The organism is Alloalcanivorax marinus (assembly GCF_016906305.1).
GTDB classification, from domain to species: Bacteria; Pseudomonadota; Gammaproteobacteria; order Pseudomonadales; family Alcanivoracaceae; genus Alloalcanivorax; species Alloalcanivorax marinus.
Map to the genome: position 1 here is coordinate 1 of NZ_JADDOL010000019.1, position 15135 is coordinate 15135.

A 15135-nucleotide genomic window follows, 5' to 3' on the forward strand; every position below is an offset into this window, starting at 1 on the left:
GTTTGTCGGCCACCTTTCTCTCTCGCATACCAACCAGATAATCCGGATACCCCTTTTTTCCAGCTCGGAATAGCGCCGCACCTGCCCGCCAAAAAGATGAAAAAGCAAAATCAGTTTCCAGCGCCCCTCCAGCACGCTCAGTGCCGCCGCCACATCCGCTGCCGCGCTTTCCGGTGTGTATTCCTTACCCATAGGTAACCCACTTACTTTCTAGTGCGTTCTTGATGAACGGAAACGTCATGACCAAACTTCAAGGCCTCCCAGTCATCGCCCAGGTAACCGACCATGGCCATACCACTCCCCGCCCCAATTGCTCTTTTTTTTGAGTTGAGCAACAAGGAAGACAGCACGTCACTGGAACGCTGCTTCGCAACCGATGCGCGTGTGCATGACGAAAAGCGGACCCACCGGGGGATCACCGAGATCAGAAACTGGTTTATCGAAGCCAAGAAGAAGTACAGCTATACGGCGGAACCGCTGGAAATGGAAGACGATGAGGCAACCGTTACCGTGCGCGCCCGGGTCTCGGGCAACTTTCCCGGTAGCCCGGCGGTGTTGCGCTACGTCTTCGAACTGCGCGACGGCAGGATTCAGTCACTCGCCATCGGCTAACCGAAAGCGCTCTTCGTCCCGGAGCGTCAGCACCTCGAAGCCGTCCGCCGTCACCGCGATGGTGTGCTCCCATTGCGCGGACAAGCGTTTGTCGCGGGTGACCACGGTCCAGCCATCGGGCAGGGTGCGCACCGCCGCCTTGCCCTGGTTGATCATCGGCTCGATGGTGAAGGTCATGCCTTCGCGCAGCACGATGCCGGTGCCGGCCTGGCCGTAATGGAGAACCTGCGGGGCTTCGTGCATTTCACGGCCGATGCCGTGGCCGCAATACTCGCGGACCACGGAATAACCGTAGCTCTGCGCGTGGGCCTGAATCGCGAGGCCCACATCACCGAGGGTGGCGCCGGGTCGGACCGCGCGGATGCCGGCCCACATAGCCTCATAGGTGGCGTCGACAAGCCGCCGCGCGTGGGGCGAGACCTTGCCGATCAGATACATCTTGCTGGAGTCGGCGATAAAGCCCCCCTTCTCCAGGGTGATGTCCACGTTGATGATATCGCCGGCCTTGAGGATTTTCTTCGCCGAGGGCACCCCGTGGCACACCACCTGATTCACCGAGGTATTGAGCACATACTCGAAGCCGTACTGCCCCTTGCTGGCCGGGCGGGCGCCCAGCTCATCGACGATGTAACGCTCCACCCGGTCGTTGATCTCCAGGGTGGAGAGCCCCGCGGCCATCCAACCGTCCACATACGCGAATACCGACGCCAGCAGCCGCCCGGACTCGCGCATCAGCGCCAGCTCGGCCTCGGTCTTCAGAATCGCGTCAGCCACCGGCCACCCGCCGGATATCCACCTCGGCCAGTTTCAACTGCTCGCGCACGATCCCGGAAAAAGACAGCTCCGGATTGGCCTCCGCCAGCATGCCGATTTTGATCCAGAACTCGGCCTGGGCGTTGATGGAACGCACCATCACCGAGCTGGCCTTGCGGATCTCCTCGTGGAGGTCGTCGTTGATCTTTACGATGCCCATGGACTGGCTCTATATATGAAACGTATATGGATCATATATAGCAAAACCTCAGGTGGCAACAGGGCGCTCCACCGCCAAATGGTAGGTCGTGAAACGCCGGCCCGACAGCTCGCTCCCGTGCACCTTGTGAGCCATTCTGGCCAGCGACCGGTATTCGGGTCGGCTACCGAGAAGATGAAAAACCACGTCCTCGTGGCCGAATTCGCTGGCCCAGTCCATCAGGGTCCTGAACACGGCTATTCCGAGCCCCCAGGCCTTATGGGACAACACAATCGCCAGTTCGAACCCATGGTCGTCCGGCTGAATTCCGCACCAGCCCGCCAGGTTCCCATCCACACGAATCGCGCGAACCCGGCAACCGGGCAGCGCGTCCACAGCCAGCTTTTCTTGCACCCAGCCTCTGATACCGGCCGAATCGAAATAGGCATGATTCACCAAATGCCTGCGAAGTGGCTCCTGGTTCATCAGGCCGAGGAGCGCTTCCGGTTCGACCCGGTCAAGCGCGACGAACTCCAGGTTTTTCATAACCGTTCCTTTCCCACCCGCCATTAAACGCAAAGCGCTCTACTCCGACAGGCTCGCGTATTCGCTCAGCAAAGCGGGGAACCGATCCTCGGGCGGGAAGCCGTCAAAGCTGTGCGTGGCGCCGGTGCTTGCCCACGCCAGCTTTTCCTTGGTGAAGGTCTCGATAAAGGGCCGGTAGTCGGCGGCGTTCTCAAACATGGTCGAGCGCACATTGACGAAATCGCCCACGCCCTCCGGGCGCGTGAACAGCCAGCTCATGCAGTAATCGCAGAAGAAATGCCGCGTGGCGCCGTGCAGGCCACCGATTACCGGCTCCCCCCGCGTGACGCTGAACGCCTCGCCGGGAAACAGCGCGCTCAGGCTGAACGCGCTGGAGGACATGCGCTGACAACCGGTGCAATGGCAGGCCATGGTGACCAGAGGGCGGGCATGGACTTCGAATTCAACCCGTCCGCAACGGCAGCGCCCCTTGGCGCTGGAGGAAACGTCCGACATAACGATGGACCTCGCTGTTGGGTGGAGAAGCCATCATAACCATTCTCAGAGAAATATCAGGAACCGCTTGCGGGATTGTCGTGGCGGCTCTTCAGCCATGACTGCCCGTCATTTTTCGCATGGCGGCGCCTGGCTCGCTCCAGAATCAGTCTCACGGGCGCCCTTGAATCGGCCGCACCGCGATAAACCAGGTCGGCTGCATCGACTCGAAATCGGTACGAACGTTCTTCGGCAGGTAGGCCGCCGAATCCAGCACCGCCACCCTACCGTCCTGGCGACGGAACACCACCCAGTGCCAGAAATCGCGGCCACCCTCCCGGTGATGTTTGATCGCCAGCAAGGCGCAATCCGGCAGACTATCCCAAGACTCGAAAGGCAGCTCATTGTCAGACGTCTCGACGCCAAACCGCGACAGCATTCGCCGCACATAGCGGGTATCCGACCAAAGACGTTCATCCTCCGCCTCTATGCCCATGCCGTTGGCGATGGCCTTCATCTCCACATAGCTCTTACCGAGGATATTGGCCACGGAGGCAATGCCGCAGCCGGAGACTTCTTCCTGTATAACCGAAGTGAACAATGAAACCTGCTCCTACAATCTTCTTGAACCACTTGATGGGCCGGTCCCGCGCTACCGCTGCGCCTACATGTGCTCCATTATTCGTTGAAAATAATCCAGGCACCGGGCAGCTCCAATGCTTCGGCGCACCGCGCCGCATCACGGGTAAGAGGGACATTCAAAACCACGCCGGAGCTGAACTGCAGAGTGAAATGGGACTGCTTCTCAAGAACGGCACCCTCGATACTCTCACCGATCTGAAGCAGCAGGTTATCGCAGAAGCCGCTGTCACACCGCGCCAGGGCTTCTCCGGACGGTAGATGAAGCCGGGGCTCATTCAGGATGGTCAGGGTGCGGTCCTGAAACTGCAATTGAATATAATCGTGCACAAACCAGACCTGGGAAAGAGGCTCGTAGTCCATCAATTCTCCGATCATCCGCCCCCCCCCTTTTGAATAAGTCCACGACCAAATCCCAGAGCCAGACCATGCGCATTGCTTTACGAAAATTCTAAAGCGGCAAGGTTCGCTCCGATACCGGCGAGCCCCTGAAAAGACAGCATCAAGAGATGGAGCCCCCGGCTAACGATAAGGTTTGCCACCTTCTTTGGTGGGCCAACCATAAATCTTGACGTGGTTTACAAACCGGTCTTTTTCCGACTGTTGCTCCGAAGATAGTTGGTAGCCACCCCACTGTTCGGTGAAATAATGATTGTGGGGAAAGTCACCGGACTCGGCCCGCTCAGCCGGTTCAAGCAGTTCTTTCGCCAGCAACGCCAGACCGCGCGGCCCTGTTTCTAACCTCGGTACAACAGGTACAGCCGCTTGATCTCCCTACCGCTGCACTCCAGGACCACCACCTGGTCGTCGTTGAATCGGACTTCGGCGATATTGCGTTTTTTCGAGTAGAACGAGCCGGCGACCGCCAGGACGATGGCGATAATCACGCCGATCACATTCAACAGCAGCCCCAGCAGCACACTAAAAAGCAGCAGGCCGATAATAAATCCGACTACACCGAACTTTCTTTCCTTGACCACACGGGCTGATACTGACGCAACCTGATCCGCGCGATAGGTCACTTTGTTCGCGCCTTTGATCACCAGCGTGTCATTGTTGCTGACAGACGCCGAGCCACTCACCCCAAAATTCCCACCAACTATTTTCATTTTTCTCCCCAATCTACCCTTGGCGGCCAAGCCGTGCTTTTAAGGCCTGACCAAATCTGATTTCCAGGCAAAACGCCCGGGGCAGATTAAAGACGTGACCGGCTTCACAAGTCAACACCTGTAAACCCGGCTTGGGTGGAATCCGGTCCGATGATTTTTTGAATAAAGGCGATGCGGTTCGCCACGGCAACCCGTGGTACTTCCACTGTCCGGTAGCCCCACTGCGTGTACCAGCGGCTCATTCCCTGGAACACTTCCACCGCCTCCTCGAAGCTCTGGTCCCGCTCCGCGTCGGTGCCGTAGATGGCCTCCCAGGGGGGCAGCAGGAACACGATGTTGCTGTAGGGAAAGCGCCGGACCAGAGCGTCCACTTCCTCCCGCGTAATGGCGCGGGCCTGATCAAGCATGTAAAGCGCGTCCAGCACGCCGCGATCAAAGAAGGTCACGCCGTCGAGAGCCTGGACGGCCCGGTACTGCTCCATGTCCGAGGCCAGGATTTCCCGGGCGAAGGCGGCCGGGTCCGGCCGGGGCGACAGTCCTTGCGCCAGCCGGGCGCGGATAATCCGCCGGGCGCCCTCGGGCGCCACCCGATAGCCTCGCTCCGCCAGCGCCTCCAGCAGGGTGGTCTTACCGCCGCCGGGCCCTCCGGTGATTACGAAGGCTTGGTTCATCCTTGCTCTCCATGTTCGTGCTTTGCCAGGGAGATCCATGGTGCGGGTTTATCCTTGATGATATCCGCCAGAAGATCCGCCAGGTTCTCGGGTTTGAAAGACTGGGGGCCCTCGGCCCGCATTGCCTCCAGCGACCACCACTTCCATCGCTGGATGGTGGCCTTTTCTTCCTCGGTCCAATCCGCCGCGAACACCCGCGCAGCGCCTGGGCAGCGCACCAGGTAATAACGCTCCCGCCACAGTGCCGGCTGCGAACGGGCCACGGCGAACACCGCCTCGCGCTCCATCACCAGTGGCCCGATCTCCTCGCGCAAACCGGTCTCTTCGTACAGCTCCCGGCTGGCCGTTTCCAAATAGGACTCCCCCGGCTTCAGTTCGCCGCCTACCGTGGCCCAGAAAGGGCTCGACGTATGTTCATCCTGATACTGGAACAGCAACAAGGCATTCCGCTCGTCCAGAACCATGAGTCTGGAACAGTGACGTACGTGCATTCTTCTCAAGCTCCAACGAAAAGGGCGGTGGGTTCAGGCAAGGTCCGGGGATCGGCGGCGGGCAGCGGGAGGCTACTTGATCTCCGGCGCATTACTCCGCAACGCCTCAAGGAGCCGGGGAAGATCGAAGCCACGGTCGCCGATGGACGTCGGAATCACGTAGAAGAGTTTCGGCATAATAAGGATAAGTATGTACTGGTCGTTCCTACGCCATTTGTAGATCGTGTCCCAGCGGGTCAGTCCGCCGCCGTCCGCGGAAGAAAGCAGCAGCCCCTCGTCCTTCATTTCCACCGTGAACTCTTCTTCCTGCATCGACTTATAGTTGTCGTAATGGCGCCCCAGCATCAGCGGCGTCAAGAACAACTGCACGGCCGAAAAGAACAAAACCCAGCCGACCATACCGCCGACAATGGCACCGGCCACCGTGGGAGGCACGAAGCAGGCCACCACCGCCAAGGCACCGAGAATCGAGGCCGAAATGACCAGCAGTTTCCGGGTGGGCCGGGCGTACAGCCGGCCCGCCGCGATGTAGTCTTGCCTGGAAATCCGGTAAACCGCCCGAGCCCCCGGGGTCGGACCATCATAACTCATTGATTTTGTTCCCCTACCTGCGCCCAAAAGGCCTCTCTGTGGGGCTAGAGCACCCCTTTTGCCCGGAAAAAACCGCGCCCGGACTTGGGCACGCTAAGGCCCGCACCGCCACTCGCCCGGCCAGGCCCGCTGCGCGCCATCGGCCCGGTCGTAGGTCAAAGTGGCCGGCCGTGGCGGAGACTCGCCGCCCTCGGTAGGTTCGCCGGTGACCTGGATGCGAACCGTCTTGCCCTTGCCATTGAACGTCGGGGAGTCCGTGATGCCGTCGAAGCCGCCCGGCGCCGACACCGGTTCCACGTAGCCGGCCACCTTGACCACGCCCCGGGCCGGTTCCGACGACGCCACATTGCCCATGGCGATCAACAGCACCTCGCCGTCCTCCGTGGTGAACTGGCAGCCCAGTTCGCCGGGCAGGTCCGCCTGGCGCATATCTTCCGCCGCCAGGACATTGAGCGTGATCGCTGAACCGTCACCTCCGGTGGTCTCCCCGGAAGGGGCCGCCGGTTCCTGGATTGTCGTATCGGCCGGTGCCTTGGGCGAGGACTCGGGCGCCGGCTCCGAGCCGGCCTCCGAGGCCGAGTCCGAGCACCCAGCCATCAGGGTGAGGGCCAGAGCACAGGCGGACAAAGCGCAGGAAAGCGGAGCCGCACGCCGGGGAAAAGACATCATCATTCCTCCTTGAAAACCCAGCCCGTGGCTGGAGGGGCAAGTCATTCAGATTCAGGTTCGAACTCGGCCTTTACGCGAGCGGAGAGCAAGCACCCGATCAATCCACCCAGGATACCGATCAAGACGAGCATTACGAGCCCGCTAGCAACTCGCGCCACCAGTTGCATGGCCTCGGCGTCTATGTGCGGATCCAGAGGCGCGCCCGACGGGAAGAGAAGCCCGATCAGGACCTGCTGAAAGACGAAGACCGCGATGCTCCAAACAATGCCAAGCACAAAGATTCCGATCAACATCATGCGAGCCCAACCCCGACGCCTGAGCAAGCCCACCGCGCCGATGAAGAGGGCCAGGGAGGCCACGAAAAATGTGGGAAGCACGAAGTGCAAACTCGAAACGATGAAAGACGCCATCTCAGTCGCCTTCTCGCCCTTCAAGTTTTCCTGAAGAGCCTGCTGCAGCTCCGACAACGAAAAAAAAGAAAAGAACAAAGCGCTTTGAAAAGTCGCAATCAGGACGCTAATCGCACTCAGCCCAATGAGTACCCAGGCCATCACTGTGACCCAAGAGGGGTCTACCAGACGGTTCTTCAAGATCCGCCCCATATCGATGACAAAGTGTCAGTCGCCACACGTTTTCCTGAGTTTGGCATAGGCCTCCCGGCCGAAATAGGTTTTCCTGGAGTAATGGTAGTGCGCCCCTTCTTTCTGCATTCTGTAGGAGTAAATTTCACCCCTCATGCAAACCGTCCGATCATCGAGAAAAATCACATCCGGGTTATAGCCGAAATAACCGATATACCCGTAGCCAGTCTTCTCGAAAACGGTGCCGTCTTTCATCTTATAGATATCATCGGAATTGGACTCGTACTCTAATGTGGTCACTTCCAACCCGTGAACCAGCCCGCTACAAGACAGCAAAAGCCCCACGAACAGAACACCTCTCACCGCTTTACCCTCTTATAAAAGCAGCCGCAGTCAGGCTCGAAACCACCCGAAGAGGCCGGCATTTCTTCATTTTTGTATGGGCAGATAGAACCAGAAACCCGGGCGCATGACAAATGCGGGCTGTAAGCGCGGCAGGTTTTTAAGGCCGTGAGATGGTGTATAAGCAGTGTTCCCGCAAAGGGCTGGCTTCGGGCAACCGTGGATGATCGAAAGTCCGACCTGTATCCGCCATGCCGATTCTTTCCATCACCGCTCGGGAACGGCGATTGCCGAGCACCGCGAAGGACACGATCTCGTCCAGTTCAAGCTGGTCGAAGCCCACCCGAAGGGCGGCCTCGGCGGCTTCCGTGGCATAACCCTGCCCCCAGTATGGCCGGGCCAGGCGCCAGAGGACTTCGACACAGGGTGAGAACGGCAAATCCGGATCGGGGATGTTCAGGCCGGCGATGCCGATGAATGCGCCACTCTCCAGCAGCTCCACCGCCCATACTCCCCAGCCTCGCTCGGCGAGCAACTGTTCGCACGCTCGCGCCATCAGGTCGCTGCGCGCGCGGTCCAGGGTGGCGGGGAAATACCTCATCACCTCGGGATCGGCGCACATATCGGCAAAGGCGTCCCGGTCACCGGTGCGCCACTGACGCAGTCGCAAACGCCGGGTTTCCGGCTGAATGATGTCGCTCACGGCCGGCTTTTCCAAAAGCCGTACAGGCCGGCGATATCGGACGAACACAGCAACGGCATGGCCTCCTTGATGCGCTCCAGGGGCCAGTCCCACCAGGCCATCTCCAGCAGCATCTCAATCTCCGCCTCGGAGAACCGCTTTCTGATCGGCTTCGCCGGGTTGCCACCCACGATGGCACAGGGCTCCACATCCTTGACCACCAGGGCGCGGCTGCCGATGACCGCCCCATGGCCGACCTGGACGCCGGGCATGATCATGGCCTCCGAGCCGATCCACACGTCGCTGCCGATGACCGTATCGCCGGCGCGCTGAAAGGCGTCGCTTGCGCCGGCGAACGCCGGCTCTTCCTGCATATAGAAGAAAGGAAAGGCGGTCGCCCAGTCGTAGCGGTGGCCCTGATTGCCGGCCATGATGAAGGATGCCCCGGACCCGATGGAACAAAAGCTGCCGACGATCAGCCGGTCCACGTCGTCACGATCCGACAACAGATAACGCGCGCACTCATCGAAAGAATGGCCGTGGTAATAGCCGGAGTAGTAGCTATAACGGCCGACCCTGATGTTCGGGTTGGTGATCTGATCGGAGAGAAACTTGCCCTTGAAAGGGCTCTCGAAATAGTTGCTCATGGCGCCGCCTGTCCTCTACGCCGGTGTATGACAGACGGCTTCGATATTGTTTCCGTCCGGATCGATCACAAAGGCGCCGTAGTAATTTTCGTGATACCAGGGGCGCAGACCGGGTTTGCCGTTGTCCGCGCCGCCGGATGCCATGGCCTGCTTATAAAAATCATCCACCAGCCGACGGGAGGCGGCGGCGAACGCCAGATGCCTTGGCGTAACGGCTTCCCGGCTTTCGATGATCCAGTAGGAAGGCTTGCCGTTGTTGCCGAACCCGCACCGCCTCTGGGTGGGGAAGTCCTGGTTCCATTCCGCCACGAACTCCGCCTGGATCGAGTATCCCAAGGCGGAAAGCGCCGCCTCGTAAAAGACCTTGGTCGCCGGGTAATCCTTGGCGTACGTATAGATATGGTCGAACATGCTCTCTCCCTGCGTTAACGATGACCGGTTCAGTGCCATTGTAGCGCTTCAGCGCGGCTCGGGAGCACTTACGGTCACCTCGGCGGTGCCTTTGATTGTCGGCGTGACCGGGGAAAACCACTGCACGGTCAGCATGCCCGTCAGCACCAGTGCCACGCCCACCAGCCGCCCGACGCCGATCTCTCTCACCGGCAGGTGCATCCAGCCGAAGTAATCCAGCAGCAGGGAAGCGATCAACTGCCCGGCGACCACGCACACAATAAAGCTGGTGGCGCCGACACGCGGCACCAGTATCAGCGCGGACGAGACATAGACCGCACCGGCGACCCCGCCAAACCACACCCAGACAGGCAAGCGCCCAAGTTCCCCCAGGACCGGCAGCGGCGCCCGGGTCGCGACCAGGATCGGAACAACGATCAGCGCGCTGACGGCGAGCGACACCAGTGTGGCCCAAAGCGGGTGGCCCAGCGCCCGGCCCAGTTCAGCGTTGCTGCCTGCCTGAAGCGGCACCAGAGCACCGGCCACCACCGCCACGGCGGCAAGCGCCAGACCTGCAATAGAAACATTCACGGCGAGCATCCTGAAAAGCCCTAAGACAGGGCCATGGTCACTGATTCCCTGAACGAATTGAAATCACAATTTTTATTAAATACTATTCGTGAGATGAATATATTGAGGCGTATTGATCTCAACCTTCTCGTCACTCTGCACGCGCTGCTGATTGAAAAACACGTGTCGCGGGCGGCGCTGCGCCTGCACAAGAGCCAACCGGCGGTCAGCCACGCCCTGGCCAACCTGCGGGAGATTTTTGACGACCCCTTGCTGGTGCGTCGCGCCGGCAAGCTGGAACGCACTGCCCGTGCCAGTGAGCTGCTGCAACCCCTGACCGAAGCGCTCGATCAGCTCGGCGCGCTGATCGAGCAACCCGCCTTTGAACCGGCCCAGGCGAAACGCGCATTCCGGCTCGCCATGTCGGACTACGGCGCCGGCGTGATTCTGCCCGGCCTGGCCCGGCTGTTGAGAGGACAGGCCCCGGGCATCGACCTTGAAATCGTGCAGGGCAGCCGGACCTCCATGCTCGCCAGCGTTCACGAAGGAACCGCCGACCTGGCTTTCGGCGTCTTCCCCCAGGACCTGCCGGACGAGTTACGGACCCACGCGCTGTTCACCGAACGCTTTGCCTGTGCCGCGGACAAGGACACCCTTCCGAAAAGTGGCCGCCTCAACAGGAAGCAATGGCTGGCCCGGCCGCACGTGCTGGTGGCCATGCAAAGCAGTGAGAACAATGAAATCGAAAACGCGCTGAGCCGGGAAGGTGTCAGCCGCCGGGTGGCCCTGTCCCTGCCCCATTGGGGCGTCGCCGGCCGACTGATGGCGAATACGGATCTGGTTCTGACAGCGGCGCGCCGCACCTTCGATCTCTTTCTGGAAGAGCCACGGCTTCAGGTCTTTACTCCGCCCTTCCCGATCGCGCCCTTTGATTTCACCATGGTGTGGCACTCTCGACGGGAGAGCGACCCGGCGCACAACTGGTTACGGCAAACCATCGTCACCACGCTTGGAGACCAAGGGTCCGGGCCTTGCTCCAGCTGAGCCAGAAATGCCATGGGGCTTCCTTCTTCCGAGGGCCGGATAGTCCACCTGGCTCACCACGTCCATTCCCAGACGTTCATTCATGCAGCCACGGCGCGTAGCTCAGCCCCACCAACACGCCCTCGGGGCTCATGAACCTGGCGACCGTCTGCCCCCACGGCTCCGTGCGGGGTTCATGGAGAAACACCTGTCCCTTCTCCTTCATCTCTCGCACCGCCGCTTCCACGGCGGCGGCATCCGCCAGCTCGAACTCAATGGTGGCGGTGGGTTCCGGCACATGCGCAGGCCACTGGTCCTGCCCGAAGCAGGACTGGGCGGCCATGCTCAATGGCCACACCCCGAAGTGCCTGGCTCCGGGGAACCCGCCCATGAACCGGTAATCCTCCTGCCGCTCCAGCGGCAGACCGAGGGTGTCCTGGTACAGCGATGCGCTGGCATCGGGCTGCTTCGTGATCACGGCAAAGCCGGCAATGCATTGAATGTCCATTGAAGTTCCTATCGCCTATTCACACTGGCCCTCTTCCAGCCAAAGCCCCGCCCTGACGGCTTTCCTATTTTCCGAAATATCAAACCTCACATCCTTGAGCGTTGACTCTCTGGGGTGGTAGCGAATCACCATCTCATCCCCTTTCAACAGTTCACCGACAAGACCACACCCCTCACCGGCCTTACCATGCCAAATGAGAAATCCCAAGAGGTCCGGTTTCCACTCATAGGAAGCGACGCCAAATTCTCTTTGCAATCTGTCGTCAAAATTCTTTGGCTTATTCTTATCCACTCGCAACATCACGGCGTCATTGATTTTGAAAAACTCACCCTCCGGGAGCATCAGGTAGCCCCACACCTTGCCATCGTTTTTTCGTACCACGACGAAGGCATGACCATCCTCGGAAGCGACATACGCTTTCCTGGAAACCTCATCGGTCATGGCGTCCACTGACTCATCCAGTTCCCATTGAGCCGAAGCGGATCCAAACATCGACACCAGCACAATGAATATAATTATCCTCACAACCCCTCCAATGTTAACAATCATTATTCCGAGCCACCCAGGGCTCAAATTAAAAACGCGACCTAATCGCAAAGTCAACGATCGTGGGAATTCCCAGGAACCGGACCATCATAACCGCATAAGTTTATTTCGGCTTGTGTGTCCACAGATTTTCTCTGGCGGGCTGAATGGCTACCACCTACCCATCGCATGGCCACCGAAAACAGACCCCCAGGTTAAAAAAAGGCCAAGAAATACGCCATATCTTGGCGGCTGGCTTCATTCAAGCGTGCCAAGGGCTAATCCGTCCGCGCCACTTGCCGGGGCTAACGCCGGTATAACAGGCCGATTTGTGGAGGACCTGCGGAACAACTGGCATCGACCTCATTCCAGCCTTAGGTATCAGCCCGTCAGCCAGTTGCCTTTACTAAACAACCTGGTGGCTTTACATAGCCAGATGACGGATTAAAGGTCATATTTTCGCACTTGAATGACCACGGTGTTGTCTTCTACCGTGGCAATAGAGATAACTCCATTTTCATGGAACCGAATCCGCTCTGTGGCACCGACTCCTGGATAAGCCTCGGCGTTTTGGAAGTCCCCCAGAAAAGCCACCCATCGAACAAGCGGGTAAAGAAAATTTTTATTGTTACTTGCAAAGTCAAAAACAGAGGAAGAATAGACACAAATTGCCAAAGCACCGGCAGCGTGCCCGAAGAGCTTGGCTGTTTCTTTGAAAGGTCGATTAAACATACCAATCAAGAGACCGATGAAGGACAAAAAGAAGGCGACAACCCCTACGATAATTGATACGACTATCGACCATGCCGGGATATAAAATACAAGAGCAATAAAACTAACTGACACGTCGAAATCTTGCGGCGGAAGGCCTAACGCTGAAGCTACAACGTTTCTAGCGAGTATTGCCGCAAACAAGAGAACGAAAAGGTGGAGTATAACAGTAAGCGCCTTACCAATAGGGTGCCTCCAAACTTTCCTAGCTGTAGGCCAACACCATATCGAAAAGCCGATAGCAAACGCCAGCGACGCGAGGAACAAAAAAACCTGATGCGCAACCTTAAAATCTGGAAAAACAAATACCGCCAACATAAAAATAGCGATAAAGAACAGACCTGCAAGATGGACTTGGTAGGCGGTCTGCATATTGCGTAACCACTGAAGGAAGGCGTGCACGAAAGTCACCTAAAGTCTGAATTAAGCGGCGCGCGTCAGCGCGTCCACTTAAACGAATTGTTAGCTCTCTTCAAGTTTCGTCAGCAAGCCCTGTATTGCCTTATCCATGCGCGAGGAATTCTTTTGCAATAGAGCCTCATACTCGATTATGTCCGTTGTTAAGCCCAGTTCACTACGAATTGCGGCGGTAACCTGAACCTGCAGGCCCCCTACTGACCGGATCTCGTTAAGAAGCGTGGTTGTGTAGTCACGCATTGCAGACGCTTGCTGTTCATAGGCCCTTGATCGTTCGTCGGCAAAATGGTTTGCGGCTTCTTGTGCACTCTCATAGGAGCGTTGAAGCGCGGCAAATTGAATAGGGTTTGGGTGGCCGGACTCGTTTAGTTGGGTCATTTCAGCGAGAATACGGGTGACCTCTGCTTGGTTTCTATCATAAAAGTCACTTGCGATACGTATATCTGTATTGAGGCTATGGACCGGCGCTGCCTTGGCAAGAAGGCCAAGAAGGATCTCGCCATACCGGGTGACAAGCTCGCCCGCCAGTTGCGAGGTATCCGGCTGAGAAACGAGCTGAAGCTTTGCTGCCGCAGCAAAAAAGTCAGAAAGACCATCCGCAATGTTATCCTTGACCGGGTCCATCTGTGGGATCTTTCCCAGATAACCGTTTGCCTTCGCCATTTTCTCCGCTGCTTCTAGATAGACCTCTTTCCGTAAAAAGTTGATCCGATTCTTCCCATTCTCTTCTGAGTCGTGAGATAGCTGCTTAAGAAGGCGCTTGGTGTTACTCCTGTTGGAGAGCATCACACCAGCCAGTGTCAAGGCGGACGCAAGCAGGCCAGACCAGACAACATCGGGAATTTTCGCCAAGTAGTGGAGCATCTGCATCATAGGGCTAAGAGGTATTAGGACGCCGGCTCGAATATCCAATGAACGCGCCGGCGTCATATCAGGTTATAGTTTTTAGCTTTGTCGAATAAAACCAGAAAACCCAACAGGTGACAAACCTGCCGCGCGGTCAGCCCAGGGGCCGGATCGCCGACCTACTGCTTTGAAGTGGAGAGGTTTTTGGGTGATTCGGGGGGTGATCGCGGCTGAAGCCGCTCCTACAACGCGCGAGAGGGGTGTGGTGCGCGTGATCGGGGCCCACCGGGAGGGGAACGCCTCAGGGCGCGAGGCGTTCGCGAGTCCAGGAGGAGCCGTGCTTCAGGTAGCGAAAGCGGTCGTGCAGGCGACTCGGCCGACCATGCCAGAACTGAATCTCCTCCGGGGTGATGCGGTAGCCGCCCCAGGTGTCGGGCATGGGGATGGTTTCGCCTTCCGGGTATTGCTCGGCGAGGCTGGCCATGTCCGCTTCCAGTTGTTCGCGGGTGGTGGGGCGGCTTTGCGGGGAGATGGCGGCGCTGAGCTGGCTCCCCCGGGGGCGGGTGGCGAAGTAGTCGCGGGCTTGTTGGGCGGGGAGTTTTTCGGCGCGGCCGTTGACGATGAGCTGGCGGTCGAAGGGGCCCCAGAACATGACGAAGGAGACGTTGGGGTTGGCGGCGATGTCCTCGCCCTTGCGGCTGTCGTGGTGGGTGAAGAAGACGAAGCCGCCGTCCTCGATGCCTTTGAGCAGGACCACGCGGCTGGAGGGGCGGCCGTGGGCCGAGACGGTGGCCAGGGTCATGGCGTTGGCCAGGGGCAGGTCGGCGTCGATGGCTTCGTCGACCCAGCGGCGGGCCTGTTCCACCGGGTCCGCCAGCAGGTCGGCGTCGGTGAGGCCGGGGGCGTGGTATTCCTGGCGTACGTCTTTCATGGGAGCCCTTGTGCGTTTGTTCGTGGTGTCGGGGATTGTAGCGGAAATGGCCGGGGGTTTTGCTTGTTTGGGGTCAAGGGTGGGCGGGTATGTGCCGGGGGAGATCGCGGCTGAAGCCGCTCCTACGGTGGGTTCGATGGGGCACGGA

At 58.9% G+C, this 15135-nt stretch carries 24 protein-coding genes and 1 pseudogene; 2 read left to right on the forward strand and 23 right to left on the reverse strand.

The features are described 5' to 3' along the window. Window positions 1–192 (reverse strand): annotated as a pseudogene (locus IM760_RS14585) (hypothetical protein); the annotation flags it as partial. 93 nt (window positions 193–285) lie between these two features. Between IM760_RS14585 and IM760_RS14590 the strand changes: the two are divergent. Beyond that, the gene (locus IM760_RS14590; protein WP_204430698.1) at window positions 286–612 is read left to right on the forward strand and encodes a nuclear transport factor 2 family protein; all 327 of its coding nucleotides are present in this window, start codon (window positions 286–288) and stop codon (window positions 610–612) included. On the opposite strand, the gene map is transcribed toward IM760_RS14590, so the two are convergent. From map to IM760_RS14680, 17 genes are all read right to left on the reverse strand, one after another. Further along, window positions 595–1386, reverse strand: coding sequence for a type I methionyl aminopeptidase (gene map / locus IM760_RS14595; RefSeq protein ID WP_204430700.1), 792 nt, complete (start codon window positions 1384–1386; stop codon window positions 595–597). The two genes, IM760_RS14590 and map, sit on opposite strands and share 18 nt — an antisense overlap. Next, window positions 1379–1585 carry a ParD-like family protein gene (locus tag IM760_RS14600; protein WP_204430702.1) on the reverse strand — a complete coding sequence of 69 codons (207 nt, stop codon included), beginning with the start codon at window positions 1583–1585 and terminating at the stop codon, window positions 1379–1381. The genes map and IM760_RS14600 overlap by 8 nt, the downstream gene beginning before the upstream one ends. 48 nt (window positions 1586–1633) lie before the next feature. Then, window positions 1634–2110 carry a GNAT family N-acetyltransferase gene (locus IM760_RS14605; RefSeq protein WP_204430704.1) on the reverse strand — a complete coding sequence of 159 codons (477 nt, stop codon included), beginning with the start codon at window positions 2108–2110 and terminating at the stop codon, window positions 1634–1636. 39 nt (window positions 2111–2149) lie between these two features. After that, the gene (locus tag IM760_RS14610; RefSeq protein WP_204430706.1) at window positions 2150–2605 is read right to left on the reverse strand and encodes a GFA family protein; all 456 of its coding nucleotides are present in this window, start codon (window positions 2603–2605) and stop codon (window positions 2150–2152) included. A gap of 151 nt (window positions 2606–2756) precedes the next feature. Then, window positions 2757–3185, reverse strand: coding sequence for a hypothetical protein (locus tag IM760_RS14615; protein ID WP_204430708.1), 429 nt, complete (start codon window positions 3183–3185; stop codon window positions 2757–2759). Window positions 3186–3262: 77 nt separating this feature from the next. After that, the gene (locus IM760_RS14620; protein ID WP_204430710.1) at window positions 3263–3586 is read right to left on the reverse strand and encodes a hypothetical protein; all 324 of its coding nucleotides are present in this window, start codon (window positions 3584–3586) and stop codon (window positions 3263–3265) included. 374 nt (window positions 3587–3960) lie between these two features. Beyond that, window positions 3961–4332, reverse strand: coding sequence for a hypothetical protein (locus IM760_RS14630; RefSeq protein ID WP_204430714.1), 372 nt, complete (start codon window positions 4330–4332; stop codon window positions 3961–3963). 104 nt (window positions 4333–4436) lie between these two features. After that, window positions 4437–5003 (reverse strand): AAA family ATPase, encoded by a 567-nt coding sequence (locus tag IM760_RS14635; protein ID WP_204430716.1) that lies wholly within the window; start codon window positions 5001–5003, stop codon window positions 4437–4439. Then, complete coding sequence (locus IM760_RS14640; RefSeq protein ID WP_204430718.1) at window positions 5000–5494, reverse strand: NUDIX hydrolase; 495 nt, start codon at window positions 5492–5494, stop codon at window positions 5000–5002. Before IM760_RS14640 ends, IM760_RS14635 begins: the two co-directional genes overlap by 4 nt. Window positions 5495–5566: 72 nt before the next feature. After that, complete coding sequence (locus tag IM760_RS14645; RefSeq protein WP_204430720.1) at window positions 5567–6085, reverse strand: YcxB family protein; 519 nt, start codon at window positions 6083–6085, stop codon at window positions 5567–5569. Window positions 6086–6178: 93 nt separating this feature from the next. Then, window positions 6179–6514, reverse strand: coding sequence for a hypothetical protein (locus IM760_RS14650; RefSeq protein WP_204430722.1), 336 nt, complete (start codon window positions 6512–6514; stop codon window positions 6179–6181). A 281-nt stretch (window positions 6515–6795) separates the two neighbouring features. Beyond that, the gene (locus tag IM760_RS14655; RefSeq protein ID WP_204430724.1) at window positions 6796–7344 is read right to left on the reverse strand and encodes a hypothetical protein; all 549 of its coding nucleotides are present in this window, start codon (window positions 7342–7344) and stop codon (window positions 6796–6798) included. Between the two features lie 27 nt (window positions 7345–7371). Continuing rightward, window positions 7372–7590 carry a hypothetical protein gene (locus IM760_RS14660; RefSeq protein WP_204430726.1) on the reverse strand — a complete coding sequence of 73 codons (219 nt, stop codon included), beginning with the start codon at window positions 7588–7590 and terminating at the stop codon, window positions 7372–7374. Between the two features lie 247 nt (window positions 7591–7837). Next, entirely contained in the window at window positions 7838–8380 is a 543-nt protein-coding gene (locus IM760_RS14665; protein ID WP_338021405.1) for a GNAT family N-acetyltransferase, read from the reverse strand. Next, window positions 8377–9006 carry a type B chloramphenicol O-acetyltransferase gene (catB, locus tag IM760_RS14670; protein WP_204430727.1) on the reverse strand — a complete coding sequence of 210 codons (630 nt, stop codon included), beginning with the start codon at window positions 9004–9006 and terminating at the stop codon, window positions 8377–8379. Before catB ends, IM760_RS14665 begins: the two co-directional genes overlap by 4 nt. 15 nt (window positions 9007–9021) lie before the next feature. Then, complete coding sequence (locus IM760_RS18920) at window positions 9022–9417, reverse strand: VOC family protein (RefSeq protein WP_239549865.1); 396 nt, start codon at window positions 9415–9417, stop codon at window positions 9022–9024. A 48-nt stretch (window positions 9418–9465) separates the two neighbouring features. After that, complete coding sequence (locus IM760_RS14680) at window positions 9466–9996, reverse strand: DMT family transporter (RefSeq protein WP_204430728.1); 531 nt, start codon at window positions 9994–9996, stop codon at window positions 9466–9468. Window positions 9997–10020: 24 nt separating this feature from the next. Here IM760_RS14680 and IM760_RS14685 point away from each other — a divergent pair, with 24 nt between their 5' ends. Further along, complete coding sequence (locus tag IM760_RS14685; protein ID WP_204430729.1) at window positions 10021–11010, forward strand: LysR family transcriptional regulator; 990 nt, start codon at window positions 10021–10023, stop codon at window positions 11008–11010. Window positions 11011–11086: 76 nt separating this feature from the next. Here IM760_RS14685 and IM760_RS14690 read toward each other — a convergent pair whose 3' ends face one another. The 5 genes from IM760_RS14690 to pdxH all read right to left on the reverse strand — a co-directional run bounded on the left by IM760_RS14690 (window position 11087) and on the right by pdxH (window position 14987). Then, the gene (locus IM760_RS14690; protein ID WP_204430730.1) at window positions 11087–11497 is read right to left on the reverse strand and encodes a VOC family protein; all 411 of its coding nucleotides are present in this window, start codon (window positions 11495–11497) and stop codon (window positions 11087–11089) included. 15 nt (window positions 11498–11512) lie between these two features. Continuing rightward, complete coding sequence (locus IM760_RS14695; RefSeq protein ID WP_204430731.1) at window positions 11513–12001, reverse strand: hypothetical protein; 489 nt, start codon at window positions 11999–12001, stop codon at window positions 11513–11515. Between the two features lie 465 nt (window positions 12002–12466). After that, entirely contained in the window at window positions 12467–13165 is a 699-nt protein-coding gene (locus IM760_RS14700) for a hypothetical protein (RefSeq protein ID WP_204430732.1), read from the reverse strand. A gap of 90 nt (window positions 13166–13255) precedes the next feature. Further along, entirely contained in the window at window positions 13256–14074 is an 819-nt protein-coding gene (locus tag IM760_RS14705; protein WP_204430733.1) for a hypothetical protein, read from the reverse strand. 283 nt (window positions 14075–14357) lie between these two features. Continuing rightward, window positions 14358–14987, reverse strand: coding sequence for a pyridoxamine 5'-phosphate oxidase (pdxH, locus tag IM760_RS14710; RefSeq protein ID WP_204430735.1), 630 nt, complete (start codon window positions 14985–14987; stop codon window positions 14358–14360). Window positions 14988–15135: the final 148 nt, after the last annotated feature.